The organism is Caballeronia sp. LP006 (genome assembly GCF_031450995.1).
Lineage (GTDB): Bacteria > Pseudomonadota > Gammaproteobacteria > Burkholderiales > Burkholderiaceae > Caballeronia.
Genome location: NZ_JARTVW010000005.1, coordinates 1 through 26912, shown reverse-complemented (window position 1 = coordinate 26912; position 26912 = coordinate 1). Strand labels below are relative to the sequence as shown.

Below are 26912 nucleotides of genomic sequence, written 5' to 3'. Positions count from 1 at the left end.
AAGAGTGCGAACGCCGGGCGCGGGCGGCTGCGTGCGGGACGCGCACGCCGCGTTATCGGCATTCGACGCGAATCGTCGGCGCGATATGACGCGCTTCCCGGCGCGTGTGCCACGCGGGATCGAATGTCATTGTACTTCGGGCGTGCTCAGGCTATTGCCAGCGCGCCACGCCGCCATGCCGCGAACACGTTCCGCTGTGGTGGCGGCTGAAGCTGTACGAGCCGTCGCGGCACTGCGCGGTCGCGCCTTCGGGTACCGCACTCGAACGCGAGCGAGAGGGCGCATGGATTACGTTGCCGTCGCGGTTGACGTAATGGCCATGTCTGTCGAGGTCGTTTTCGTCAGGTTGCGGGTTGAAGCTGTTCGCGTTCGCGCTGTTCGCGTACGCGTACGCCGGTGTGCAAGGGATGACGCTCGCGGACAACGCAATGCAACACGTGAGAGCGAGCGAACGCAGAAACGCGGGTCCTTTCATCTTCTTTTTGTCTCTCTTTATTTTTATCGGGTACCGCTCATGAAAAAAGCGGAGCCCCGTTTATCGGGCACTCCGCTTTTTCATGCAAGACGATTTGACGATTCTTGACGCTTGACGGCGCTCAAACGTTGAACAAGAAGTTCATCACGTCCCCGTCGTGCACGACGTATTCCTTGCCTTCGGCCCGCATCTTCCCGGCTTCCTTCGCGCCTTGCTCGCCCTTGAACGCGACGTAGTCATCGAACGCGATGGTCTGCGCGCGAATGAAGCCGCGCTCGAAATCGGTATGGATGGCGCCAGCGGCCTGAGGCGCCGTATCGCCGATATGAATGGTCCACGCGCGCACTTCCTTCACGCCAGCCGTGAAGTACGTCTGCAAGCCAAGCAACTTGAAACCCGCCCGGATCACGCGGTTCAAACCCGGCTCGTCCATGCCCATGTCGGCGAGGAAGTCCTGCTTGTCCGCGTCGTCCAGATCGGCGATTTCCGCTTCGATTGCCGCGCACACCGCGACGACCGGCGCGTTCTCCGCGTCCGCATGCTTGCGAACGGCGTCGAGATATGGGTTGTTCTCGAAGCCGTCGTCCTTCACGTTCGCCACATACATGGTCGGCTTCGCCGTGATGAGGCAAAACGGCTTGATGAGCGCCTGCTCGTCTTCGTTCAACGAAAGCGCACGCACCGGCTTGGCCTCGTCGAGCTGCGCGCGCACCTTTTCGAGCACGGCGACGAGCTTGCCCGCTTCCTTGTCGTTGCCCGACTTCGCCGCCTTCGAATAACGCGTGAGCGCTTTTTCGACCGTCGACAGATCCGCAAGCGCGAGTTCCGTGTTAATGACGCCGATATCGTCCAGCGGATCGATCTTGCCCGCGACGTGGATCACGTTCTCGTCGTCGAAGCAGCGCACGACGTGCGTGATCGCATCCGTCTCGCGGATGTTCGCGAGGAACTGATTGCCGAGACCTTCGCCCTTCGACGCGCCCGCGACGAGACCCGCGATATCCACGAACTCGACGACGGCCGGCAGGATACGCTCGGGCTTCACGATTTCGGCGAGCGCGGTGAGGCGCGCGTCCGGCACTTCGACCACGCCGACATTCGGCTCGATGGTGCAGAACGGATAGTTCTCGGCGGCAATACCCGCCTTGGTCAAAGCATTGAATAGAGTGGACTTGCCGACGTTAGGCAAGCCGACGATGCCGCATTGGAGGCTCATGGAATCCTTCGAACTGGTGAGACGGCGCAGGCCGCGCGGGTTTCGTCAAAAGTCGCGCGCCGGGCAAAGGCTGAATTGGCAAAAACGCCCGCCAGCGCAACGGCCGCGTCGAGCGGCCAGGCAAACCGCCATTGTACCGCCGCGCCGGGCAGCGGCGTTTCGCGCCGCCTTCCGCGACGGCCCGCCGCAGCGCCGCGCAGGCGCCAAATACGCTGCAATCCTCACGGCTATAATGGCCGGATGACTTCGCATCCCCTGACCTTTCATGCAGTTGTCGTCGGCGGCGGGCTCGTCGGCAAGACCGCTGCGCTCGCGCTCGCGCAATCCGGCTTGCGCACCGCGTTGCTCGCGCCGCAAGCTGCCGCCTTGCCCGCGGGCGCCGCGTTCGATTCTCGCATTTACGCGCTCTCGTCGAGTTCGCAGACGCTGCTCGAACGGCTGCGCGTCTGGCAAGCGCTCGATCGCACGCGGCTCGGACCCGTCTTCGACATGCGCGTGTTCGGCGACACACACGCGGAACTGCATTTCTCCGCGTTCCAGGCCTCGGTGCCGCAGCTCGCGTGGATCGTCGAGTCGAATCTGATCGAACAGTCGCTCGACGCCGCGCTGCGCTTCCAGCCGAGTCTGTCGTGGTTCGAATCGCGCGCGCAGGGCATGACGGTCGAGGACGATGCCGCGCACGTCACGCTTGCAAGCGGCGAGACGCTCGAAGCGGATCTGATCGTCGGCGCGGATGGCGCGCATTCTTGGGTGCGCGCGCAAATGGGCGCAAAGGTCGACCGGCGCGATTATCGGCAAACGGGCGTGGTCGCGAATTTCAAGGCGGAGCGGCCACACGGCGAAACCGCCTACCAATGGTTCCGCGACTCGGAAATCATCGCGCTGCTGCCGCTGCCGGGCGATCACGTCTCACTCGTCTGGTCCGCGCGCACCGAACACGCCGACGAACTCCTCGCGCTCGATCCCGCGCAACTCGCGGCACAAGTCGAACAGGCCACGCAAAACATGCTCGGCACGCTCGAATGCGTGACGCCCGCGCAAGGCTTCCCGCTCGCGTTGCAAACGGTCGACAAGCTGATCTCGCCACGTGTCGCGCTTATCGGCGACGCCGCGCATTTAATTCATCCGCTAGCCGGGCAAGGCATGAACCTCGGTTTGCGCGATGTCGCCGCGCTCGCGGATGTCATCGCCAATAAAGAAGGTTTTCGCAATCTTGGCGATCCCATTTTGCTGCGCCGCTACGAACGCGCGCGCCGCGAAGACATACAAAAACTCATGTTGGCGACAGACGGCTTGCAACGGCTTTTCTCGGTGCCGGGCACGCTTGCGCGCGCGGTTCGCAATACCGGCATGGCGCTCGTGGGCGCGCAGCCAATCGTCAAGCGCTGGCTGGTTTCGGCCGCGCTCGGTTAAAGACACGCCAGGCACATACAGGAAAAGAACATGAAACGCACACTTCGAACGGCACTCGCAGCGGCCGCGGCACTCGCCGTGACACTTGGTCTCGGCTGTACGGCGCAGGCCGACCAGACCACCGACAAGATCAAGTCCACGCTCGAATCGCGCATGGGCGACGCGAACATCAAGAGTGTCGACAAGACGCCCATTCCAGGGCTCTATGAAGTGAACCTCGGCTCGCAGATCGTCTATACCGACGCCACCGGCAACTACGTGCTGATCGGCGATCTCGTCGATACGCGCAGCAGCAAGAATCTCACGGAAGCGCGGCTCTCCGAGACCAACAAGATCGACTTCGCGAAGCTGCCTTTCGAGAACGCGGTGAAAGTGGTGAAGGGCAACGGCAGCCGCAAGATCGCGGTGTTCTCGGACCCGAATTGCCCGTATTGCAAGCAACTCGAATCGACCTTGAAGTCCATCGATAACGTCACCGTGTACACGTTCCTGTATCCCGTGCTTTCGCCGGATTCGACCGCGAAATCGAAGTCGATCTGGTGCTCGAAAGATCGCGCGATGAGCTGGGAAGGCTGGATGCTGGACCGCAAGGCGCCGACCACAGCCGCCTCGTGCGACACCACCGCCATCGACAAGAACCTGAAGCTCGGTCACACGATGAACGTGAGCGGCACGCCGACCGTGTTCCTCGCGGACGGCCGCCGTCTGCCGGGCGCCGTTCCCGCCGACCGGCTGGAGAAGGAACTTTCGACCGCGCATTGAGGCGGCCCGAACCCCCGACGAGAGGCGCATGAGAGGCGCCTCTTTTGGTTTCAAAGGCGCACCGACCGCGCGCCCACAACAAGAACAAAGGACACGACATGGCAACGACTACGCTCGATCGACCGGTGCGCTACAGCATCGTTCCAAAGAATCCGGCTGCGCATATCTTCGAAGTCACGCTCACGGTCGCCGCGCCGGACCCGGCGGGACAACGCTTCATGCTGCCGGTGTGGATTCCGGGCAGCTACATGATTCGCGAATTCGCGCGCAATATCGTCACCTTGCAGGCGTTCAACGCGGCGGGGCGCAAGATCGGTATCGAAAAAATTGACAAGCACGCGTGGCAAGCCGCGCCGGTGGATGGCCCCATCACGCTGCGTTACGAGGTGTACGCGTGGGACATGTCGGTACGCGCCGCGCATCTGGATGACAGCGTCGGCTTCTTCAACGGCACGAGCGTGTTTCTCGCGGTGGAGGGGCAGTCGGCTGCGCCGTGTATCGTCGATATTCAAGCGCCGCAGGGCGGAGCGCTGCGCAACTGGCGCGTCGCCACGGCGCTTGCCGAAGCGCGTGGCACGAAGCGCCATGGTTTCGGCGCGTACGAGGCCGCGAATTACGACGAACTCGTCGATCATCCGGTGACGATCGGCGAATTCGCGCTCGGCGGCTTCACCGCGCATGGCGTGAAGCACGACATCGTGATCTCGGGACGCGTGATCGGGCTCGACATGAACCGGCTCGCGGCCGACCTCAAACGCGTGTGCGAAGCGCAGATCGCGCTCTTCGAACCGCGCACGAAGAAAGCGCCGGTGGATCGCTACGTGTTCATGACGGTCGCCGTCAGCGATGGTTACGGCGGGCTGGAACATCGCGCATCCACGGCGCTGATCTGCAATCGCGGCGACTTGCCGGTGCTTGGCCGACCCGAAGTCAGCGAAGGTTATCGCACGTATCTTGGCCTTTGCAGCCACGAATACTTCCATACGTGGAACGTAAAGCGCATCAAGCCGGCGGCGTTCGCGCCGTACGATCTGTCGCAGGAAAATTACACGTCGCTTTTGTGGCTCTTCGAAGGTTTCACGTCGTATTACGACGACCTGATCCTCGTGCGCACCGGCCTTATTTCCGCGAGCGATTACTTCTTGATGCTCGGCAAGACCATCGGCGGCGTGTTGCGCGGAAGCGGGCGGCTCAAGCAATCGGTGGCGCAGAGTTCGTTCGACGCATGGGTGAAGTACTACCGCGCCGACGAGAACGCATCGAACGCCATCGTCAGTTACTACCAGAAGGGTTCGCTCGTCGCGCTCGCGTTCGATTTGTCGATCCGCGCGCAGACGGACAACCGTAAGTCGCTCGACGATGTCATGCGTCTCTTGTGGCAGCGCTACGGACGCGACTTCTATCTCGGCAAGGCACGGGGCATCCGCGAGGACGAAGTGGAAGCGCTCTTCGCCGAGGCCACCGGCGCGGATCTGCGCTCGCTGTTCCGCGACGGCGTGCGCGGCACGCGCGACTTGCCGCTCGACGCGCTCCTCGAGCCGTTCGGCATAGCACTCGCGCCCGATCTGCCGACGAGCGGCACGGCCGGCAAACCGTCGCTCGGCGTGCGTGTGCGGGGCAGCGCGGAGTGCACGCTGGCGGTCGTGCACGACGGCAGCGCCGCGCAGAAGGCGGGGCTTTCGGCGGGCGATGTTCTCGTGGCCATCGATGGTCTGCGTGTGACGGGATCGAATCTGGAGGCGCTGTTGTCGCGTTATCTGCCGGGTGCGAAGGTCGAAGTACACGCGTTTCGCCGCGACGAACTGCGTCGTACCGAAGTGAAGCTCGACGGCCCCGAAGTGTCGCGTTACGTGCTGACGGCTATCGACGGGCGCGGACCGTCGAAACAATGGCGCGAGCGCTGGCTGAAGGGCTGAAAGGCCGCGCCCACCGGGGATTGTCCTACTGGTGCAACGATCCTTCACGGCCGGACGGCTTTTTCCGGAACGCCGAACAACGAAGAATGCTTCCAACGCGGGCGCCGACGGCTCCCGCTCCTCCATCAAGGAAGCCATCATGACGACGATTCTCCAGATCAACTCCGCAGCCCGCTCGCAAGGCGCTCAATCGACGCTGCTCGCCGACGAACTCACCGCGAAGCTGCAACAAAGCAATCCGGGCGCGAACGTGGTCGTCCGCAATCTGCTCGCCGACCAGCTCACGCACCTCGACGATGCCACGCTCGGCGCGTTCTTCACGCCCGCCGAACAACGCACGCCGGAACAAGTCGCCATCAACGCGAAGAGCGAAGCGCTGATCGACGAACTGCAAGCGGCCGACATCGTGGTGATCGCGGCGCCGCTGTATAACTTCGGCGTGTCGTCGCAACTGAAGGCTTATTTCGACTGGATCGCGCGGGCCGGAATCACGTTCCGCTACACCGCGACCGGCCCCGAAGGCCTGGTGAAGGGCAAGAAGGTGTTCGTGGTGTCGGCGCGTGGCGGCAAGTACGCAGGCACGCCGAACGACTCGCAAACGCCGTATCTCAAGACGTTCCTCGGCTTCCTCGGCATGACTGACGTGAACTTCATCTACGCCGAAGGCCTGGCGATGGGGCCGGAGGCCGCGAGCGCAGCGCTCGCTTCGGCACGCGATTCGATCGCGGCGCTGTAAGGCTTAAGCTCGACGCCGAAGTAAAAGAGCCCGCCCGGTCTTCGGACCGCGGCGGGCTCTTTGCATTGCATTGCATTGCGTTGCATTGATGAGGATGCTCAGGCGAGCAACTGTGCCTCGGCGGGCAAGCGCCAGTCGATCGGCTCGCGCCCATGCCGCTTCAGATATTCGTTCGCGGCGACGAAATGCCCGCACCCCAGAAACCCGCGATGCGCCGACAACGGCGACGGATGCGGCGCTTCCAGCACGCAATGCGCCTTTCCCGTGCCGTCGATCAGCGCGCGTTTTGCCTGAGCGTGCGCGCCCCACAACATGAACACGACGCCATCGTGGCGCTCGGCAATTTCGTGGATCAGCGTGTCCGTGCACTGTTCCCAGCCCCGCTTGGCATGGCTTCCCGCTTTATCGCGCTCGACGGTCAGCGACGTGTTGAGCAAGAGCACGCCTTGTTTCGCCCACGAATCGAGGCAGCCGTGAGCAGGCGCGACGATATCCAGACTCGCGGCGATTTCCTTGAAGATGTTGCGCAACGAAGGCGGCGGGCGCACGGGCGCGGGCACGGAGAACGCAAGCCCATGCGCTTGCGGCGCGCCTTTGTCTTCACCGTGATACGGGTCCTGACCGAGAATCACCACTTTGACCTCGCCAGGACTGGTGAGGCGCAATGCGCGGAAAACATCGGCGGGATAAACGGTCTTGCCGGCGGCGCGCTCGGCATCCACGAAAGCGCACAACGACGCATAGCGCGGACTGTCGATAAATGCTGTCAGATGCCGCCGCCATTCAGCGGGCAGCGCTTCGAACTGGCTTTCGAGCGTGATGAAGCCGCCAGCGTGCGTGCGAGGCTCGTCGAAAAGAGAAGGCTGCTGGCTCATGCTTCGGCGTCGTCTACCGCGCTTTCCGGACGCTCGCGCAGCCGATAACCTCGCTCCGCCTTGCTCAAATCTTCCGGGTCGAGTTCGGGAAACGCGCCGCGCAATTCGGCGGCGAGCGTGGAGAGCGCTTTGGTGTCGCCGGACTTGATTTCGAGTTCCAGCTCGCTGATTTCCGCGTGATGGTTTTCGCCATCCACGTCCGCCGTGATCTTGCCGGCGTCGAGCGCGACTTCGATCTGCGAGCCTTCACGCTCGATGTCCCACACGATGCGCCGGAAGTCCGTGCGAAACAGGGCGATCAGATTCGGCGCGGCGTCCTGCAAAGCCTTGCGGGCCGCTTCGTCTTCGCAGGAAACGAGGAGCGCATCGATTTCAAGCGATTCGCCCGCCACCGGCATCTCCCATTCGTGACGACGGCTCAAGCCGGCTTTCGATTCGCCCAGCACCTTGTACGTCTGCAGCCACTGGTCGGGCGTGCGGCGCAGGCGCAATGCGGACTTCGCCTTGGCAAGCGCGCAATCCGGCGTGTCGAAATAGACGTTCGCCAGTTCCATCGGCTTGCCCGCACCGGTGCGCTCGTCGAAAAAGCGCGCCACGTCGTCGTGCTGCGAAGGCGGCAGCGCGAGCTTGATTTCCTGTTCGATGCCCAAAATTCGGTCCCGTCTTTAGAGTCAGAAGAACATTCGCGCGAGTTCCGTGCCCGGATCGTCGGCGCGCATGAACGCTTCGCCGACGAGGAACGTGTGCACGTGCATCGCTCGCAGCCGGTCCACGTCGTGGCGCGAGAGAATGCCCGATTCCGTCACCACGATGCGGTCGTCCGGCACCGCTTCCAGCATGCCGATGGTCGTATCGATAGTCGTCTGGAACGTGCGCAGATTGCGATTGTTGATGCCGATGAGCGGCGTTCTCAGTGTGAGCGCGTCTCGTAGTTCGTCGGCGTCGTGCACTTCGACCAGCACCGCGAGTCCGAGCGAATGTGCATAGGCTTCGAGATCTTGCATCTGCGAAAGTTCGAGCGCGGCGGCTATCAGCAGAATGCAGTCGGCGCCCATCGCGCGCGCTTCCATGATCTGATAAGGGTCGACGATAAAGTCTTTGCGCAGCACCGGCAGGCTGCACGCGGCGCGCGCTTCTTCGAGATACGCGACGCTGCCTTTGAAGAACTGCACGTCGGTGAGCACGGAAAGGCACGCGGCGCCGCCTTGCTCGTAGGAGCGTGCGATTTCGCCCGGCACGAAGTGCTCGCGCAGCACGCCTTTGGAAGGGCTCGCCTTCTTTACTTCCGCAATGACCGCGGCCCGGCCTTCAGCATGCTTCGCACGCAGCGCGCCGACGAAATCGCGCAAGTCGCGCGCGCTCGCTTCGAGCCTGAGTTCTTCGAGCGGCGCGCTTTGTTCGGCGGCGCGGATTTCCTCGCGCTTCACCGCGATGATGCGATCCAGAATGTCGCTCATGGTGATGTCCGTTATTTGGTGAATTGCTGCGTGAAGCGCACGAGAGCTTCGACCTTTTCGCGCGCCGCGCCGCTGGCGATGGCTTCGCGCGCGGCGGCCATGCCCTCGGCGATCGAATCGACGATGTCGGCCGCGTAGAGCGCCGCGCCCGCGTTCAGCGTGACGATCTCGCGCGCTACACCCGCCTTGTTGTTCAGCGTGCCGAGCAGCATGGTTTTCGATTCCTGCGCGTCCTGCACTTTCAGCGAGCGGTTCGAGACCATTTGAAGACCGAAGTCTTCCGGATGAATCTCGTACTCGTTCACTTCGCCGTTCTTCAATTCGCCGACCTTGGTCGCGGCGCCAAGCGACACTTCGTCCATCCCGTCCTTGCCGTACACGACAAGCACGTGGTTTGCGCCGAGCCGCTGCATCACACGAACCTGGATGCCGACGAGGTCTTCATGGAACACGCCCTGCAGCTGATTCGGCGCGCCCGCCGGGTTGGTCAGCGGCCCGAGAATATTGAAGATGGTCCGCACGCCGAGTTCGCGGCGCACGGGCGCGATGTTCTTCATTGCCGGATGATGGTTCGGCGCGAACATGAAGCCCATGCCGGTTTCGGCAATCGAGGCGGCGACTTGTTCCGGCGTCAGATCGATATTCACGCCGAGCGCTTCGAGCACGTCCGCGCTGCCCGACTTGCTCGACACGCCGCGATTGCCGTGCTTCGCGACCTTCGCGCCGGCGGCGGCGGAAACGAACATCGATGCCGTGGAAATGTTGAAAGTGTGCGAGCCGTCGCCGCCCGTGCCGACGATGTCGACAAAATGCGAGTTGTCCGCCACCTCGACGTGATTGGCGAACTCGCGCATGACAGTCGCGGCGGCCGCGATCTCGCCGATGGTTTCCTTCTTCACGCGCAAGCCGGTGATGATCGCAGCGGCCATCACAGGCGACATCTCGCCGCGCATGATGGTGCGCATGAGATGCAGCATTTCGTCGTGGAAGATTTCGCGATGCTCGATCGTGCGTTGCAGCGCTTCTTGTGCGGTGATCGTCATGGCAGTCACGCTCGCTTTCCCGATGCCGTGTTTTTCACGAAGTTTTCGAGCAACGCGTGACCATGCTCGGAAAGAATGGATTCCGGATGGAACTGCACACCTTCCACTTCGAGTTTCCGGTGGCGCACGCCCATGATTTCACCATCAGGCGTCCATGCGGACACTTCGAGACAGTCGGGCAAAGACTCGCGTTCAATCGCCAGCGAGTGATAGCGCGTGACGTTGAAGTGTTTTGGCAGGTCGGAGAACACGCCTTTACAGTCGGTTTCGATCGCGCTCACCTTGCCGTGCATGATGGTCTGCGCGCGCACCACGCGTCCGCCGAACGCTTCGCCAATGGCCTGATGGCCGAGGCACACGCCGAGAATGGGCAGCTTGCCGGAGAACTCGCGCAGTACGTCGAGCGTGATGCCCGCGTGCTGCGGATTGCTCGGTCCCGGCGACAGGCAGATGCGTGCGGGATTGAGCTTGGCGATTTCATCGAGCGAGATTTCGTCGTTGCGAAACGTCTGCACGTCCTCGCCGAGTTCGCCGAAGTACTGGACCAGGTTATAGGTGAACGAGTCGTAGTTGTCGATCATCAGCAGCATGGTCTTTTCTCCTCAGAAGTCGCTGTCGAGGCCATCTTGCACTTGCTCGGCGGCACGCAACACGGCGCGCGCCTTGTTCTCCGTCTCTTGCCATTCGGACTCGGGCACCGAGTCGGCAACGACACCCGCCGCTGCCTGCACATAGAGATTGCCCTTGTGAATGAGGCCGGTGCGAATGGCAATCGCCAGATCCATTTCGCCGCTGAACGACAAATAACCGACCGCGCCGCCATACAAGCCGCGCTTCACGGGTTCGAGTTCGTCGATCAATTCCATCGCGCGCACTTTCGGCGCGCCGGAAAGCGTGCCGGCGGGAAAGGTCGCGCGCAATACGTCGAAGTTGCTCATGCCGGGCTTCAACGTGCCTTCGACCGAACTCACGATGTGCTGAACGTGCGAATACTTTTCGATGATCATCTTGTCCGTCACCGAAACCGAGCCGGTCTGCGCAATACGGCCCACGTCGTTGCGCGCGAGGTCGATCAGCATCACGTGCTCGGCGACTTCCTTCGGATCGTTCAGCAGTTCGGTGGCGAGTTCGGCGTCGCGCTCGGGCGTGTTGCCGCGCGGTCGCGTGCCGGCAAGCGGACGTATGGTCACGATGCGCTCGCCCGCGCGCTGTTCCTGACGCACGAGAATTTCCGGCGATGCGCCGACCACGTGAACGTCGCCGCCAAAGTTGTAGTAGTACATGTACGGCGACGGATTGAGCGAACGCAGCGCGCGATACAGCGAGAGCGGGTTGTCGCGGAACGGCTTGACGAGCCGCTGGCCGACTTGCACCTGCATTAGTTCGCCCGCCGCGATGTATTCCTTCGCGCGTCGCACGGCGTTCAGATAATCCTCTTTAGCGAACTCGCGGAACGTTTCGGTGCGCACACTCGCCGACGTCACGGGCGGCTGGACGGTAGCACGCAGACGCGCCCGCAGTTCGCGCAGCCGATGCTTCGCCTTGGCATACGCCTCGGCCTTGGTGGGATCGGCATAGACGATCAGGTAGAGCTTGCCCGCGAGGTTGTCGATGACCGCGACTTCCTCGGTCAGCAGCAGCTGAATGTCCGGCAGGCCGAGATCGTCGTGCGGCGCCGTATGCGCGAGCTTTTTCTCGATATAGCGCACCGCGTCGTAACCGAAGTAGCCTGCCAGGCCGCCACAGAAGCGCGGCAAACCAGGACGCATGGCAACCTTGAAACGCTTCTGGAAGCGTTCGATGAACGCGAGCGGATCGCCTTCATCGGTCTCGGTGACGTTGCCGTCGGTCACGACTTGCGACACGCCGTTCTGTACGCGCACCACCGTGCGCGCCGGCAGGCCGATGAACGAATAGCGCCCGAAGCGCTCGCCGCCCACGACGGATTCCAGCAGGAACGAGTTGGCGCCATTGCGCTCGGACTGCGCGAGCTTGAGATAAAGCGACAGGGGCGTTTCGAGATCGGCGAGCGCTTCTGCGATGAGCGGAATGCGGTTATAGCCTTCGTTCGCCAGCGATTGAAATTCGAATTCGGTCATGTTGCGATCCTTTGCGTGCCGCGCATTCTTTTGATTGAGCGCGGCATCGGGACAAGCGGGGCACTGCGATCGGCCAGTTTTCCATGCTGTCGAACGGTGCGCGACGACACGCGTTTTCGCGGGCGTTTCTCGCAAGGAGAGACGTCTTGAAGAACGACGCGGTTATCGTGCGTTGCGCCGGAATGGTTCCGAAGCAAGCGGTGCGACAAGTCAGAGGAAACGGCGCGGGAATGCGCAGCGAAACAAAAAACGGATGCTGAAGCGTGCTCGAACATGATGGCTTCAGCGTACCTCAGGCGAGGTTAGCGCGACCAGCGACGCCAGGGCCAGGCTCCCCGGTCGATGCTGCTCAGACTCCGTTTTCTGTTGAGAAACATGAGATGGACTATTCAGTCAGTGTGGTATTGGGCGGCGCCAGCGTAGTGGAAATGGCCATTGCGGCGGCGCGCAGCGTGGAAACTATACCATCGGATTTCACCGATTGCACATCTTTCCCGTGGTTGTAGCCGTAGGGGACGGTGAGCGTCGCCATGCCCGCGGCGCGGCCCGCGAGAGCGTCGTTTTCGGAGTCGCCGACCGCCACGGTTTCGCGCGGCAGCACGTCGAGCCGCTCGCACGCGGTGAGCATGGGAAGCGGATCGGGCTTCTTCTGCGCGACCGAATCGCCGCCGAGAATGACCTTGAAATACTCGGCAATGCCGAAGTGCGCCAGCAACTCCACGGCGAACCGATGCGGCTTGTTGGTCACGCACGCGAGCGCGATGCCGAGTTCGCGCATGGCTTCCAGGCCTTCCTTCACTTCGGGAAAGAGCGCCGAGTACTGGCCGTTGATCTTCGCGTATTCGCTTTGATAGATAGCGAGGGCGTCGTCGAATTGCGCGGCGGCCTCGGTGCGCGGCAGGCGCACGGCGAGCACGCTGCGGATCAGATTCTCCGAGCCCTTGCCGACGTAACCCACGACTTCATCGCGCGCGACCGGCTGCTGTTCCAGACCGATGCGCACGAGCATGCCGTTGATCGCGGCGACGAAGTCGTCGGCGGTATCGACCATGGTGCCGTCGAGATCGATGATGGCCGCGCGGATCGGTCGCGCGGGTCGTATCGAAAAGGTGGTGAGTTCGCTCACTGCGCGTTCCCCACTTTGGCAAGTTCGGCGCGCATGGCGTCGATTACTTGCTTGTAGTCGTGCTTGCCGAAGATGGCCGAGCCCGCGACGAAGCTGTCCGCGCCCGCAGCCGCGATCTCGCCGATGTTCTCCACCTTCACGCCGCCATCCACTTCGAGATGAATATCGCGGCCCGTTCGCTCGCGGTAAGCGTCGATACGCGTGCGCGCTTCGCGAATCTTGTTCAACGCTTCAGGAATGAACGACTGTCCGCCAAAGCCGGGGTTCACCGACATGATGAGCACGAGATCGACCTTGTCCATCACGTGATCCAGATAAATGAGCGGCGTGGCCGGATTGAACACGAGGCCCGCCTTGCAGCCGTGATCGCGAATGAGCGACAAGGTCCGGTCGATATGATCCGAACCTTCCGGATGGAAACTGATCTGATTAGCTCCGGCTTTTGCAAAGTCCGGCACGATGCGGTCGACCGGGCGCACCATCAAATGCACGTCGATGGGCACGTCCACATGCGGGCGAAGCGCCTCGCACACCACCGGGCCGATCGTCAGGTTCGGCACATAATGGTTGTCCATCACGTCGAAGTGAACCCAGTCGGCGCCGGCCGCGACGACGTTACGGACTTCTTCGCCAAGGCGCGAGAAGTCGGCGGACAGGATGCTAGGAGCGATATGGAATTGCTTCATGGACGTGTGGAGTGAGTTGGCCTGCGTCCGGCGAAAGCATTGCCGGATTAAGGCTCGATGTCTGGAACACCGATTCTAACCCGCGTTTTTTCAGCACGTTACCCGGCTGAACGGCCTAATACGTGCTACTCGGAATGAAATGGCGCGAGTTTTGGATTTGACTCGAGCACGCAATTCGTATTGCGAGTGTGAATTGCATAAAGCAGAATGCTTGACCAGTGGAAGCAAAGCGATGAAACAATGAGGCACCTGCGCGCTAAATGGCGGCGCAGCGACGAATAGAATTGGAACAACGATGAGCCAGTACGAATTCAGCGTCGCGGTCGAGACGCGCTACCTGCCGGACCAGTCAGATCCCGACAACCGTCAATACGCGTTCGCCTACACGTTGACGATCCGTAACACGGGTCAGGTCACCGCTCAACTGATCTCCCGTCACTGGATCATCACCGATAGCGACGATCACGTGCAGGAAGTAAAAGGGCTCGGCGTGGTCGGGCATCAGCCGCTTTTGCCGCCGGGCGAGCGCTTCGAATATACGAGCTGGGCCGTCATCGCGACGCCCGTGGGCACGATGCGCGGTTCGTATTTCTGCGTGGCGGAAGATGGCGAGCGCTTCGAAGCGCCGGTCGCGGAGTTCGCGCTGCACATGCCGCGCACACTGCATTGAACGCGGAGTTTTAGTGGCAATCAGCGGCGCTTCGCAGCGTCGTTTTGGCGGTTCTGGTGTTTCTTCTTGCCCGAATTCGTCCACACGACGATAAAAATCAGCAAGCCGAGCGCAACCAGCGCCTCGAGCCCGAAAACCAGCATTGGATATTCGTCGAACAGATCAGACATGGCGGTTCCCATCAAGAACGAGCATTGTATGCGTTTCACGCGGTCAGCCGCGCGCGTGGCGGCGCTGGCCGCATCGATTGCAACCGCGGTCCTCGTCGCCTCGTGCGGAGGCGGCTCTTATACGAAGTCAGGCGCGAATGCACCGACTGGCGCGCCGATCATCACGGGACAGCGCGCGGCTTCGCGTCTTTCGCCGGTGAGCTGGCAGCAAGTGCCGGGCTGGCAGGACGATTCACTCATCGGCGCGACGGCCGCGCTGCGTCAGAATTGCAGCCGTCTCGCGCGTCAGGCGCCGTGGCAGCGAGCATGCGCGGCGGCACAGCAGCTCGACGATCTGGACATGTCGGCGGCGCGCAGCTTCTTCGAGAGCTACTTCACGCCTTATCAGCTCGCGAATACCGACGGCACGCTCGACGGTCTCGTAACCGGCTACTACGAGCCGTTGTTGCGCGGCGCGCGTACGCGGCATGGCATCTATCAGAACGCGCTTTATCGATGGCCGTATCGCTATAAGCAAGGCTCCGCGTTGCCTGCGCGCGCGCAGCTCGAACGTTCGGGCGCGTTGACCGGCAACGAACTCGTCTGGGTCGACGACCCGATCGAAGCGTTTTTCCTGCAGGTTCAGGGTTCGGGACGCGTCGTCATGGAAGACGGAAGCGTGATGCGCGTTGGCTTCGGCGGCACGAACAACCAGCCGTATCGGTCGATCGGCAAGGAGTTGCTCGATCGCGGCGAAATCACGCCGGTGCAGGCGACCATGCAGGGCATCAAGGCGTGGGCGAAGGCGAACCCCGCGCGCGTCGATGCGCTCCTCGACGTGAATCCGCGCTTCGTGTTTTTCCGTGAGATGCCGTCGGCCGACGTGGTGTCCGCGAGTCTCGGCGACGGCCCGGTTGGCGCCTTGGGGGTGCCGCTGACGCCCGAACGTTCGATCGCCGTCGATCCGTCCGCGATCCCGCTCGGCACGCCCGTGTTCCTCCAGACCACGCGCCCGCTCAGCAATCAGCCGATGAACCGCCTCGTCTTCGCTCAAGACACCGGCAGCGCAATCAAGGGCGGCGTGCGCGCCGACTACTTCTGGGGCCTGGGCGACGACGCCGGCGATCTTGCCGGCCGCATGAAGCAGGGCGGCCGGATGTGGCTCTTGCTGCCGAATTCCTAGCGGGCGCGTTTGTCGACGACGCGTCGCGCCTTGCCCACCGAACGCTCGATGCCGTTCACCGCGAGCACATTCACGATAGCGCTGACGCCGATCAGCGCCTTGATGTCGTAGGTAAGCGCGTCCCTGGCGCCGTCGAGCGCGACGGTATCGGGCGCGGATTCGGGGCAAGGCTCGACGTTCAGCGTCAGGACGTCGAGCGGACCTTCCTTCGTCAGTACGATCTGGTAGTGCGGCGCGAGCACGGGGCGCTTGAGCAGCAACTCTTCTATCTGCGTGGGGAACACGTTGACGCCGCGCACGATCATCATGTCATCCGAGCGGCCGGTGATCTTTTCCATGCGGCGCATCGTGCGCGCGGTGCCCGGCAAAAGCCGTGTGAGATCGCGCGTGCGATAGCGGATGATCGGCAGCGCTTCTTTCGTCAACGAGGTGAAGACGAGTTCGCCGAATTCGCCATCCGGTAACACTTCGCCCGTTTCCGGGTCGATGATCTCGGGATAAAAATGGTCTTCCCAGATCGTCGGGCCGTCCTTGCTTTCCGCGCACTCCGAAGCCACGCCTGGCCCCATCACTTCCGAAAGCCCGTAGATGTCGACCGCGTCGATACCCATGCGCGCCTCGATCGCGTGACGCATGTCGTTCGTCCACGGTTCCGCCCCGAAGATGCCGAGACGCAGCGAGCAACTCGCCGGATCGACGCCTTGCCGCTCGAGTTCATCCGCGATGGAGAGCATGTAGCTCGGCGTCACCATGATGATGTCCGGACGAAAGTCCTGGATCAGTTGCACTTGCTTTTCGGTCTGACCGCCGCCGAAGGGAATTACCGTGAGTCCCGCGCGTTCGGCGCCGTAATGCGCGCCGAGGCCGCCCGTGAAGAGACCGTAACCGTAGCTCACGTGGACCTTATCGCCGCGTCGCGCGCCGGCTGCGCGGATCGAGCGCGCCACGAGATTCGCCCAGATGTCGATATCGGACGCCGTGTAACCCACAACAGTCGGCTTCCCGGTCGTGCCGGACGAAGCGTGGATTCGCGAGATTCGCTCTTGCGGCACGGCGAACATGCCGAACGGATAACTGTCACGTAGATCTTTTTTCGTCGTGAACGGGAAGCGGGCGAGATCGGCGAGCGACTGCACGTCCTCCGGATGCACGTGGGCTGCATCGAACTTGCGCCGATACACCGGCGAGTTCTCATAGGCGTGCTTGAGCGTCCATTTCAGACGGTCGAGTTGCAGCGCCAGAAGTTCGTCGCGGCTCGCCTTTTCTATGGGCTCGAGCGGCAGCGTCGTGGTCATCGTTGTCTCCTTCATGCTCGCCATGCAGCGGGGCCATGTCTGGCGCGTCCGCCTGCTCGGGTCGGTCCAGTCAGACTGGTATGACGGTGCCGCGGATCTGCGCGGACTTGCCGCGAAACATCGCGACCGTTTCGCCTTCGCGGTTGGTCAGGCGAATATCGTAGATGCCGGCGCGGCCGCTCAAAGTCTGCTCGATCGCTTCGGCGGTCAGTCGATCGCCGCCTTGAACCGGACGCAGAAATTCGATCGAACAGCCCGCCGCGACCGTGCTGAGGTTGTACGAATTGCATGCAAAGGCGAATGCGGAATCGGCAAGCGTGAACATCAAGCCGCCATGACAGATCGCGTGGCCGTTCAGGAAGTCGGGGCGCACGTTCATCTGCAGCCGCGCATAGCCAGGCCTGATTTCGACGAGTTCAATGCCGAGCGAGCGCGTGCAGGCGTCTGCTTCATACATTGCCTTGGCGGTCGCTTCCGCCAGTTGTTGAGGCGTCACGGGTTTCTCCTTGCGGCTCTCACAGACCTTCAAAGCGCGGTGCGCGCTTTTCCTTGAACGCGGCGACGCCTTCCATGAAATCGTGGGACGCGCCCAACTCGCGTTGAACATCGCGTTCGAGGTCGAGTTGCTGATCGAACGTGTTGTTGGCGCTCGCGCGAAGCGCCTGCTTGATCGCCGCTATCGCCTTCGTGGGCTGCTGCGCGAGTTGTGCGGCCAGTTGCGTCGCGGCGTCGGTCAAGTCGGGGTCTTCCACCACGCGCCAAACGATGCCCCACGCTTGCGCTTTTTCCGCGCCGAGCTTCTCACCCGTCAGCGCGAGCCCGAGCGCGCGCGCTTCGCCGACACGTCGTGGCAGAAGCCACGTTCCACCTGAGTCGGGCACGAGACCGATCTTCACGAACGCCTGAATAAAGCTGGCCGAGCGCGCGGCAATGACCAGATCGCACGCCATTGCCAGATTCGCGCCGGCGCCGGCGGCCGTGCCGTTGACAGCGGCGATGATCGGCAATGGCATTGCCTGGAGACGTCGCACGAGCGGGTTGAAGTGCGCTTTGATCAGCTCGCCGAGATCGGGCGTGGCGCCTTGCGTGAAGTCGAGATCGGCCAGATCCTGACCCGCGCAAAAGCCGCGTCCCGCGCCGGTGATGATGACCGCGCGCGCGTTGCTCGCTTCGACTTCGTTCAACGCGTCGTTCAGCTCGATATGCATCTCGCGGGTAAAGCTGTTCAGCTTGTCGGGACGATTGAGCGTCACCGTTGCGACGCGCGTCGTTGCATCGATATGAAACAGGACGGACTTCCCGGACATGGCGTCTCCTCAATCACCAATCGTTCGAATCGATACTAGCCGTGCGCCCGAGCCCTTGCCATTCGGCCGAATGGCATAGGCCTTTTGCACCGTCGCTTTTGCCTATGCCGTTTGGCTAGCTTCCGCAGTCGCGGCCTTCGGCGCAACATGGACTCTGCTTTGCACGACACGAAAGCGATTGGCGACGTAAGCCGCGTCGGACAGCGCAGCGTTGGCCGCGGGATTCGCGCCCGTGCCATGGAAGTCCGAGTACGCCGCGGTCTGATTGACGAAAACGCCGCCCGTCAGATTGATGGACAGGGCGACGCCGCCGCGAATGGCTGCGTCATAGGCCGCTTCGATCACTGCGTCGTCCGTGCTGTACACGGCGAAGGTCAGCGCGCCGTGTTCTTGCGCGATCGAGCCGGCAAGTTCCAGCGACTGCGCGGTCGAGTCCGTCGCGACGACGAAGGAGATCGGGCCGAACCATTCCTTGGTGAAGCTGGCTTCATCGGCGCGCGCGTCGAGTTTGAGCACGAGCGGCGTATGCACTCGCGCTTCGGGAAATGCCGGGTGCGCGAGCATCTGGCTATCAAGGAGAACCGCGCCGAGTTCGCGTGCTTGGGCTACACGATTGACGACGCCATCGTTTTGAATCGCGCCGGTCAGTTCGACCGCGCGCGCCGGATCGGAGGTCAGTTTTTCGACGGAAACGGCGAGCGCCTTTGCGACATCGTCGAAGCTCACGTGTCCGTCGGCCGTGCGGATACCCTCACGCGGCACGTAGATGTTTTGAGGCGCCGTGCACATCTGGCCGGAATAGAGCGCGAGCGAAAACGCAATGTTCCGTGCCGCTGCCTTCAGATCGTCCACGGAATCGATGACGATCTGATTGACGCCCGCTTTTTCCGTATAGACCTGCGCCTGATGCGCGTTGCGTTCGAGCCAGGTGCCGTTCTGCGTGCTGCCCGTGAAGTCGATCAGCTTGATTTCGGGCCGCACGGCGAGTTCTTGTACGAGCGGGCCGTCATTCGGAGCGGTGGCGAGCAGCGTGGCGACATTCGGATCGAAGCCCGCATCCCGCAGTACTTCGCGCGCGGTGCGAACAGTGATCGCGAGCGGCAAGATCGCACCCGGATGCGGTTTGACGATGACCGCGTTGCCGGTCGCGAGATCGGCGAACAGGCCGGGGTAACCGTTCCACGTCGGGAACGTGCAGCAGCCAAGCACGAGGCCGGTGCCGCGCGGAACGATGGTGAAGCGCTTTTGCATCGCGAGCGGCGGATTCTTGCCTTGTGGCTTTTCCCAATGCGCTTCGGAAGGGATTCGGCGCATTTGGTCCCACGCATAGACCACGGCTTCGAGCCCGCGATCCTGCGCGTGCGGGCCACCTGCCTGAAAGGCCATCATGGATGCCTGACCGGTCGTATGCATCACGCTTTGCGCAATTTCGAAGCTCGCGCGGTTCAGTCGCGAAAGAATCTCGAGACTCACGCCGACCCACGCTTTCGGTCCAGCGGCGCGCCACGCAGATTGCGCTTCGGAAGCGGCCCGAATGAGCGCGTCGGGATCAGACTTGGGATACTTGATGCCAAGCCCAATGCCGAACGGCGATCGTTCGTCACCGACCGTCTCTCCCGTCGAGGGCTGGTCGAGTTCGAACGTCTTACCGAGATGCGCCTTGAACGCGGCTTCCCCATCTGCGGCTGCCGTTTCCCCGTACACTTTGGGGCTCGGCATTTCGGCGAACGGGCTCCAATAGCCGCGTGTCTCGATGGCGGCAAGCGCTTGGTCGAGCGTCGCCTCATGTTTCGTAAAGAGCGGATGTGTCATGGTCGCGAGCAGTAAGAACGGCGGATGGCGGCGGATCGAATAATTAACCGACCGGTTGGTTGGTAATGTTAGCATTATCGAGATAGCGCGAAGCAAGTGATTTCATTAGGGCTTACCTGAGGATCGAAAGGAGGAGTGCATGGCTTACGAGAATCTGTTGGTGGAGACGCGCGGGCGGGTTGGACTGATCACGCTCAATCGGCCGAAGGCGCTCAACGCGCTGAACGACGCGCTGATGGATGAGTTGGGCGCGGCGTTGAAGGCATTCGACGCCGACGAGGATATCGGCGCGATCGTCGTGACCGGCAGCGAGAAGGCGTTCGCAGCGGGCGCGGACATCGGAATGATGGCCGGCTATTCCTATATGGACGCCTACAAGGGCGACTACATCACGCGCAACTGGGAAACCATCCGCTCGATTCGCAAGCCGATCATCGCGGCGGTCGGCGGCTTCGCGCTGGGCGGCGGCTGCGAACTCGCCATGATGTGCGACATCATCATCGCCGCGGATACCGCGAAGTTCGGCCAGCCCGAAATCAAGCTCGGCGTCATCCCGGGTGCGGGCGGCACGCAGCGGCTGACGCGCGCGGTATCGAAGTCAAAAGCGATGGACATGTGCCTGACCGCGCGCATGATGGACGCGAGCGAGGCGGAGCGGGCGGGTTTGGTGTCGCGCGTCGTCGGTGCGGAGCGTCTGATCGATGAGGCCGTCGAGGCCGCGACGATCATCGCTTCTTTCTCGCTGCCAGCGGTCATGATGGCGAAAGAGGCGGTCAATCGCGCCTACGAAACAACATTGGCGGAAGGCGTTCATTTCGAACGTCGCCTGTTCCATTCGCTCTTCGCGACGGAAGATCAAAAGGAAGGCATGGCCGCGTTCGTCGAGAAGCGCAAGCCCGTCTTCAAACACCGTTAAGTTTCTTCGACGCAAAGGGCTTGCGGTTCTCGCCGGCGCCCACTAAAATTCCGTTCCTTCGCGATTCGATGAACGCGAAGGAAGCGGGAGGTGGTTTCAGTAGGCGAGGCGGGCAAAGGTGGTATTCGCTCCGAAGCGCGGTGGGCAAGAAAAGAAAGCTTCAAATTCTTGTTGACAGTAACTGAAACGACGTACATAATCTCGTTTCTCTGCTGCAGATGCAGCGACGCAAGACGAGGCGGTGCTGAGTAAAATGCTTGGTGCGCTTGGCAGGCAGTCTTAGCGAATGTGCTCTTTAAAAACTAACAGCCGATAAGTGTGGGCACTTGATGGCGCGAGCGGTTCTGACCTTTTGGGGTTGGGACGTTTAGCGAAAGTTATCAAGTCTCACACAGTATTAGAGGAAGGTTTATCTGTCGAAAGACGGATTGATCATCGTCAGTACGTTGAGTGAGCGACCGGTTGGTAAAACAACCGAAAACAGTAACAGGCATTGAACTGAAGAGTTTGATCCTGGCTCAGATTGAACGCTGGCGGCATGCCTTACACATGCAAGTCGAACGGCAGCACGGGGGCAACCCTGGTGGCGAGTGGCGAACGGGTGAGTAATACATCGGAACGTGTCCTGTAGTGGGGGATAGCCCGGCGAAAGCCGGATTAATACCGCATACGATCTACGGAAGAAAGCGGGGGATCCTTCGGGACCTCGCGCTATAGGGGCGGCCGATGGCAGATTAGCTAGTTGGTGGGGTAAAGGCCTACCAAGGCGACGATCTGTAGCTGGTCTGAGAGGACGACCAGCCACACTGGGACTGAGACACGGCCCAGACTCCTACGGGAGGCAGCAGTGGGGAATTTTGGACAATGGGGGCAACCCTGATCCAGCAATGCCGCGTGTGTGAAGAAGGCCTTCGGGTTGTAAAGCACTTTTGTCCGGAAAGAAAACCTACCTGTTAATACCGGGTGGGGATGACGGTACCGGAAGAATAAGCACCGGCTAACTACGTGCCAGCAGCCGCGGTAATACGTAGGGTGCGAGCGTTAATCGGAATTACTGGGCGTAAAGCGTGCGCAGGCGGTCTGTTAAGACCGATGTGAAATCCCCGGGCTTAACCTGGGAACTGCATTGGTGACTGGCAGGCTAGAGTATGGCAGAGGGGGGTAGAATTCCACGTGTAGCAGTGAAATGCGTAGAGATGTGGAGGAATACCGATGGCGAAGGCAGCCCCCTGGGCCAATACTGACGCTCATGCACGAAAGCGTGGGGAGCAAACAGGATTAGATACCCTGGTAGTCCACGCCCTAAACGATGTCAACTAGTTGTTGGGGATTCATTTCCTTAGTAACGTAGCTAACGCGTGAAGTTGACCGCCTGGGGAGTACGGTCGCAAGATTAAAACTCAAAGGAATTGACGGGGACCCGCACAAGCGGTGGATGATGTGGATTAATTCGATGCAACGCGAAAAACCTTACCTACCCTTGACATGGACGAAACCCGGGTGAGAGCCTGGGGTGCTCGAAAGAGAATCGTCGCACAGGTGCTGCATGGCTGTCGTCAGCTCGTGTCGTGAGATGTTGGGTTAAGTCCCGCAACGAGCGCAACCCTTGTCCTTAGTTGCTACGCAAGAGCACTCTAGGGAGACTGCCGGTGACAAACCGGAGGAAGGTGGGGATGACGTCAAGTCCTCATGGCCCTTATGGGTAGGGCTTCACACGTCATACAATGGTCGGAACAGAGGGTTGCCAAGCCGCGAGGTGGAGCCAATCCCAGAAAACCGATCGTAGTCCGGATCGCAGTCTGCAACTCGACTGCGTGAAGCTGGAATCGCTAGTAATCGCGGATCAGCATGCCGCGGTGAATACGTTCCCGGGTCTTGTACACACCGCCCGTCACACCATGGGAGTGGGTTTTACCAGAAGTGGCTAGTCTAACCGCAAGGAGGACGGTCACCACGGTAGGATTCATGACTGGGGTGAAGTCGTAACAAGGTAGCCGTATCGGAAGGTGCGGCTGGATCACCTCCTTTCTCGAGCTTAAACGCTCGCCCACTCAAGTGTTCACGCTTATCGGCTGTCAGAAAGACAGGCTAAGGGTCTGTAGCTCAGTCGGTTAGAGCACCGTCTTGATAAGGCGGGGGTCGTTGGTTCGAATCCAACCAGACCCACCACCCGGGCAAGCGGTGCTTAAAACGACCAAGCGAGCAGACTGAGTCAGGCACACACGGGGGGATTAGCTCAGCTGGGAGAGCACCTGCTTTGCAAGCAGGGGGTCGTCGGTTCGATCCCGTCATCCTCCACCAATCCTCAATGCACAGCGCTGAACGCGGGGTTCAACGTTGCGCATTGGCGATTGAGCCAGTCAGCGCGGGTAGGTGATCGAATTTGATCATGCTATCGGCTGTCGTTCTTTAACAATCTGGAAGAAGTAGTAAAGAGATTATTCGAAAGCACTTAGAGATGGGTGTGAGTAGGGTAATCAGGGTTGTGATTGTATCAAGTATGAAAAGGTGATCGAAAGATTGCTTTGGAATACGGCACAACGCGAATACTCAACCTATGACGGTGGGCTTAAAGGCAGCAATGCTGGCAGACACACTCGTTATAGGGTCAAGCGAACAAGTGCATGTGGTGGATGCCTTGGCGATCACAGGCGATGAAGGACGCGGTAGCCTGCGAAAAGCGGTGGGGAGCTGGCAAACGAGCTTTGATCCACCGATATCCGAATGGGGAAACCCGGCCCGAATGGGTCATCCTAAGCTGAATCCATAGGCTTAGTGAAGCGAACGCGGTGAACTGAAACATCTAAGTAACCGCAGGAAAAGAAATCAACCGAGATTCCCAGAGTAGTGGCGAGCGAAATGGGATCAGCCTGTACTCTTTATCTGTGTTGTTAGCTGAACGCTCTGGAAAGTGCGGCCATAGCAGGTGATAGCCCTGTAAGCGAAAACAGCGTGGAAGAACTAGGGGTACGACAAGTAGGGCGGGACACGTGAAATCCTGTCTGAAGATGGGGGGACCATCCTCCAAGGCTAAATACTCGTGATCGACCGATAGTGAACCAGTACCGTGAGGGAAAGGCGAAAAGAACCCCGGGAGGGGAGTGAAATAGATCCTGAAACCGCATGCATACAAACAGTCGGAGCCTCGCAAGGGGTGACGGCGTACCTTTTGTATAATGGGTCAGCGACTTACGTTCAGTAGCGAGCTTAACTGATTAAGGCAGGCGTAGCGAAAGCGAGTCCGAATAGGGCGATCAGTTGCTGGGCGTAGACCCGAAACCAAGTGATCTATCCATGGCCAGGTTGAAGGTGCGGTAACACGTACTGGAGGACCGAACCCACTAACGTTGAAAAGTTAGGGGATGAGCTGTGGATAGGGGTGAAAGGCTAAACAAACTTGGAAATAGCTGGTTCTCTCCGAAAACTATTTAGGTAGTGCCTCGTGTATCACCTTCGGGGGTAGAGCACTGTCATGGTTGTGGGGTCCATTGCGGATTACTACGCCATAGCAAACTCCGAATACCGAAGAGTGCAATCACGGGAGACAGACATCGGGTGCTAACGTCCGGTGTCAAGAGGGAAACAACCCAGACCGCCAGCTAAGGTCCCAAAGATTGGCTAAGTGGGAAACGAAGTGGGAAGGCAAAAACAGTCAGGAGGTTGGCTTAGAAGCAGCCACCCTTTAAAGAAAGCGTAATAGCTCACTGATCGAGTCGTCCTGCGCGGAAGATGTAACGGGGCTCAAGCCAGTCACCGAAGCTGCGGATGCATATTTATATGCATGGTAGGAGAGCGTTCCGTAAGCCTGCGAAGGTGCGTTGAAAAGCGTGCTGGAGGTATCGGAAGTGCGAATGCTGACATGAGTAGCGATAAAGGGGGTGAAAAGCCCCCTCGCCGTAAGCCCAAGGTTTCCTACGCAACGTTCATCGGCGTAGGGTGAGTCGGCCCCTAAGGCGAGGCAGAAATGCGTAGCTGATGGGAAGCAGGTCAATATTCCTGCACCATTGTTAGATGCGATGGGGGGACGGATCGCGGAAGGTTGTCCGGGTGTTGGACGTCCCGGTCGCTGCATTGGAGAAGGTGCTCAGGCAAATCCGGGCACATAATTCAAGGGTGTGGCGCGAGCTTCCTCGGAAGCGAAGCAATTGGAAGTGGTTCCAAGAAAAGCCTCTAAGCTTCAGTCTAATAGTGACCGTACCGCAAACCGACACAGGTGGGCGAGATGAGTATTCTAAGGCGCTTGAGAGAACTCGGGAGAAGGAACTCGGCAAATTGGTACCGTAACTTCGGGATAAGGTACGCCTCTGTAGCTTAACCAGCCTGCGCTGGAAGGGTGAAGAGGTTGCAATAAACTGGTGGCTGCGACTGTTTAATAAAAACACAGCACTCTGCAAACACGAAAGTGGACGTATAGGGTGTGACGCCTGCCCGGTGCCGGAAGATTAAATGATGGGGTGCAAGCTCTTGATTGAAGTCCCGGTAAACGGCGGCCGTAACTATAACGGTCCTAAGGTAGCGAAATTCCTTGTCGGGTAAGTTCCGACCTGCACGAATGGCGTAACGATGGCCACACTGTCTCCTCCCGAGACTCAGCGAAGTTGAAGTGTTTGTGATGATGCAATCTCCCCGCGGCTAGACGGAAAGACCCCATGAACCTTTACTGTAGCTTTGCATTGGACTTTGAACCGATCTGTGTAGGATAGGTGGGAGGCTATGAAACCGGAACGCTAGTTTCGGTGGAGCCGTCCTTGAAATACCACCCTGGTTTGTTTGAGGTTCTAACCTTGGTCCATGATCTGGATCGGGGACAGTGCATGGTAGGCAGTTTGACTGGGGCGGTCTCCTCCCAAAGTGTAACGGAGGAGTACGAAGGTACGCTAGGTACGGTCGGAAATCGTGCTGATAGTGCAATGGCATAAGCGTGCTTAACTGCGAGACCGACAAGTCGAGCAGGTGCGAAAGCAGGTCATAGTGATCCGGTGGTTCTGTATGGAAGGGCCATCGCTCAACGGATAAAAGGTACTCTGGGGATAACAGGCTGATACCGCCCAAGAGTTCATATCGACGGCGGTGTTTGGCACCTCGATGTCGGCTCATCTCATCCTGGGGCTGTAGCCGGTCCCAAGGGTATGGCTGTTCGCCATTTAAAGAGGTACGTGAGCTGGGTTTAAAACGTCGTGAGACAGTTTGGTCCCTATCTGCCGTGGGCGTTGGATATTTGAAGGGGGCTGCTCCTAGTACGAGAGGACCGGAGTGGACGAACCTCTGGTGTACCGGTTGTCACGCCAGTGGCATCGCCGGGTAGCTATGTTCGGAAGAGATAACCGCTGAAAGCATCTAAGCGGGAAACTCGCCTTAAGATGAGATATCCCCGGGGCTTCGAGCCCCTTGAAGGGTCGTTCTAGACCAGGACGTTGATAGGTCAGGTGTGTAAGTGCAGTAATGCATTGAGCTAACTGATACTAATTGCCCGTAAGGCTTGATCCTATAACCAGTGTGTTTGAACCACTGGCGAGTTATGCGTGTGCGACAATCGCCACCCAACATTTACTGCTTCTTCCCGGATTGGTTGTGTGCCCACCCGGCGCACGACAACAAGTCATGCCTGATGACCACAGCGAGTTGGTACCACCCCTTCCCATCCCGAACAGGACCGTGAAACGACTCCACGCCGATGATAGTGCGGATCTCCCGTGTGAAAGTAGGTAATCGTCAGGCTCCTCATGCAGCAACAAAAACCCCACCCCCAAACAGGTGGGGTTTTTGCGTTTCTGCA

At 60.5% G+C, this 26912-nt stretch carries 21 protein-coding genes, 2 tRNA genes and 3 rRNA genes; 12 read left to right on the top strand and 14 right to left on the bottom strand.

Annotated features, from left to right (window positions below):
* Positions 1-151: 151 nt before the first annotated feature.
* Both P9250_RS16675 and ychF read right to left on the bottom strand, forming a co-directional pair.
* Entirely contained in the window at positions 152-475 is a 324-nt protein-coding gene (locus P9250_RS16675; RefSeq protein ID WP_310394220.1) for a DUF3761 domain-containing protein, read from the bottom strand.
* 121 nt (positions 476-596) lie between these two features.
* Positions 597-1691: a redox-regulated ATPase YchF gene (ychF, locus tag P9250_RS16670; RefSeq protein ID WP_244826334.1), complete on the bottom strand. Its 1095-nt coding sequence runs from the start codon at positions 1689-1691 to the stop codon at positions 597-599.
* 240 nt (positions 1692-1931) lie between these two features.
* On the opposite strand from ychF, the gene P9250_RS16665 reads away from it, so the two are divergent.
* The 4 genes from P9250_RS16665 to P9250_RS16650 all read left to right on the top strand — a co-directional run bounded on the left by P9250_RS16665 (position 1932) and on the right by P9250_RS16650 (position 6518).
* A complete protein-coding gene (locus P9250_RS16665) occupies positions 1932-3104 on the top strand; it encodes a UbiH/UbiF family hydroxylase (RefSeq protein WP_310394217.1) in 1173 nt (390 codons plus the stop codon).
* 30 nt (positions 3105-3134) lie between these two features.
* Entirely contained in the window at positions 3135-3866 is a 732-nt protein-coding gene (locus P9250_RS16660) for a DsbC family protein (protein ID WP_244826332.1), read from the top strand.
* A 98-nt stretch (positions 3867-3964) separates the two neighbouring features.
* On the top strand, positions 3965-5782 hold the full coding sequence (locus P9250_RS16655) for a PDZ domain-containing protein (RefSeq protein ID WP_310394215.1): 1818 nt from the start codon (positions 3965-3967) through the stop codon (positions 5780-5782).
* Between the two features lie 139 nt (positions 5783-5921).
* Complete coding sequence (locus P9250_RS16650; RefSeq protein WP_250465758.1) at positions 5922-6518, top strand: FMN-dependent NADH-azoreductase; 597 nt, start codon at positions 5922-5924, stop codon at positions 6516-6518.
* Between the two features lie 98 nt (positions 6519-6616).
* Here the strand turns inward: P9250_RS16650 and P9250_RS16645 are convergent, their stop codons facing one another.
* From P9250_RS16645 to rpe, 8 genes are all read right to left on the bottom strand, one after another.
* Complete coding sequence (locus P9250_RS16645) at positions 6617-7393, bottom strand: uracil-DNA glycosylase (RefSeq protein WP_310394213.1); 777 nt, start codon at positions 7391-7393, stop codon at positions 6617-6619.
* Complete coding sequence (locus tag P9250_RS16640) at positions 7390-8043, bottom strand: CYTH domain-containing protein (protein ID WP_310394211.1); 654 nt, start codon at positions 8041-8043, stop codon at positions 7390-7392. The genes P9250_RS16645 and P9250_RS16640 overlap by 4 nt, the downstream gene beginning before the upstream one ends.
* A 21-nt stretch (positions 8044-8064) precedes the next feature.
* A complete protein-coding gene (gene trpC, locus P9250_RS16635; RefSeq protein WP_250526290.1) occupies positions 8065-8850 on the bottom strand; it encodes an indole-3-glycerol phosphate synthase TrpC in 786 nt (261 codons plus the stop codon).
* 11 nt (positions 8851-8861) lie between these two features.
* Complete coding sequence (gene trpD / locus P9250_RS16630; RefSeq protein ID WP_310394209.1) at positions 8862-9893, bottom strand: anthranilate phosphoribosyltransferase; 1032 nt, start codon at positions 9891-9893, stop codon at positions 8862-8864.
* 5 nt (positions 9894-9898) lie between these two features.
* Positions 9899-10483, bottom strand: a complete 585-nt coding sequence (locus P9250_RS16625) for an aminodeoxychorismate/anthranilate synthase component II (protein WP_309962345.1) — start codon at positions 10481-10483, stop codon at positions 9899-9901.
* A 12-nt stretch (positions 10484-10495) separates the two neighbouring features.
* On the bottom strand, positions 10496-11992 hold the full coding sequence (gene trpE, locus P9250_RS16620) for an anthranilate synthase component I (protein ID WP_310394206.1): 1497 nt from the start codon (positions 11990-11992) through the stop codon (positions 10496-10498).
* A 385-nt stretch (positions 11993-12377) separates the two neighbouring features.
* Positions 12378-13118 (bottom strand): phosphoglycolate phosphatase, encoded by a 741-nt coding sequence (locus P9250_RS16615; protein WP_244826323.1) that lies wholly within the window; start codon positions 13116-13118, stop codon positions 12378-12380.
* Complete coding sequence (gene rpe, locus P9250_RS16610) at positions 13115-13804, bottom strand: ribulose-phosphate 3-epimerase (protein ID WP_244826322.1); 690 nt, start codon at positions 13802-13804, stop codon at positions 13115-13117. The genes P9250_RS16615 and rpe overlap by 4 nt, the downstream gene beginning before the upstream one ends.
* 295 nt (positions 13805-14099) lie before the next feature.
* Here rpe and apaG point away from each other — a divergent pair, with 295 nt between their 5' ends.
* Together apaG and P9250_RS16600 are read left to right on the top strand one after the other, a co-directional pair.
* A complete protein-coding gene (gene apaG / locus P9250_RS16605) occupies positions 14100-14474 on the top strand; it encodes a Co2+/Mg2+ efflux protein ApaG (RefSeq protein WP_244826321.1) in 375 nt (124 codons plus the stop codon).
* 90 nt (positions 14475-14564) lie between these two features.
* Positions 14565-15806, top strand: a complete 1242-nt coding sequence (locus P9250_RS16600) for an MltA domain-containing protein (protein WP_310396777.1) — start codon at positions 14565-14567, stop codon at positions 15804-15806.
* Here P9250_RS16600 and paaK read toward each other — a convergent pair.
* The 4 genes from paaK to paaN all read right to left on the bottom strand — a co-directional run bounded on the left by paaK (position 15803) and on the right by paaN (position 20220).
* Entirely contained in the window at positions 15803-17101 is a 1299-nt protein-coding gene (paaK, locus tag P9250_RS16595) for a phenylacetate--CoA ligase PaaK (protein WP_310394203.1), read from the bottom strand. The genes P9250_RS16600 and paaK overlap by 4 nt on opposite strands.
* Positions 17102-17171: 70 nt before the next feature.
* Complete coding sequence (gene paaI, locus P9250_RS16590) at positions 17172-17558, bottom strand: hydroxyphenylacetyl-CoA thioesterase PaaI (RefSeq protein ID WP_250509548.1); 387 nt, start codon at positions 17556-17558, stop codon at positions 17172-17174.
* Positions 17559-17616: 58 nt separating this feature from the next.
* Positions 17617-18408 carry a 2-(1,2-epoxy-1,2-dihydrophenyl)acetyl-CoA isomerase PaaG gene (gene paaG / locus P9250_RS16585; RefSeq protein WP_310394201.1) on the bottom strand — a complete coding sequence of 264 codons (792 nt, stop codon included), beginning with the start codon at positions 18406-18408 and terminating at the stop codon, positions 17617-17619.
* A 102-nt stretch (positions 18409-18510) separates the two neighbouring features.
* On the bottom strand, positions 18511-20220 hold the full coding sequence (gene paaN, locus P9250_RS16580; RefSeq protein ID WP_310394198.1) for a phenylacetic acid degradation protein PaaN: 1710 nt from the start codon (positions 20218-20220) through the stop codon (positions 18511-18513).
* A 139-nt stretch (positions 20221-20359) separates the two neighbouring features.
* On the opposite strand from paaN, the gene P9250_RS16575 reads away from it, so the two are divergent.
* The 6 genes from P9250_RS16575 to rrf all read left to right on the top strand — a co-directional run bounded on the left by P9250_RS16575 (position 20360) and on the right by rrf (position 26854).
* Complete coding sequence (locus P9250_RS16575) at positions 20360-21136, top strand: enoyl-CoA hydratase (protein WP_250465743.1); 777 nt, start codon at positions 20360-20362, stop codon at positions 21134-21136.
* A 495-nt stretch (positions 21137-21631) separates the two neighbouring features.
* A 16S ribosomal RNA gene (locus P9250_RS16570) occupies positions 21632-23164 on the top strand.
* Between the two features lie 64 nt (positions 23165-23228).
* Positions 23229-23305, top strand: a tRNA-Ile gene (locus tag P9250_RS16565).
* Positions 23306-23361: 56 nt separating this feature from the next.
* Positions 23362-23437, top strand: a tRNA-Ala gene (locus tag P9250_RS16560).
* A 305-nt stretch (positions 23438-23742) separates the two neighbouring features.
* Positions 23743-26623 (top strand): 23S ribosomal RNA (locus P9250_RS16555).
* Positions 26624-26740: 117 nt separating this feature from the next.
* Positions 26741-26854 (top strand): 5S ribosomal RNA (gene rrf / locus P9250_RS16550).
* The 16S, 23S and 5S rRNA genes sit together here with 2 tRNA genes alongside, the layout of an rRNA operon.
* Positions 26855-26912 lie beyond the last annotated feature (58 nt).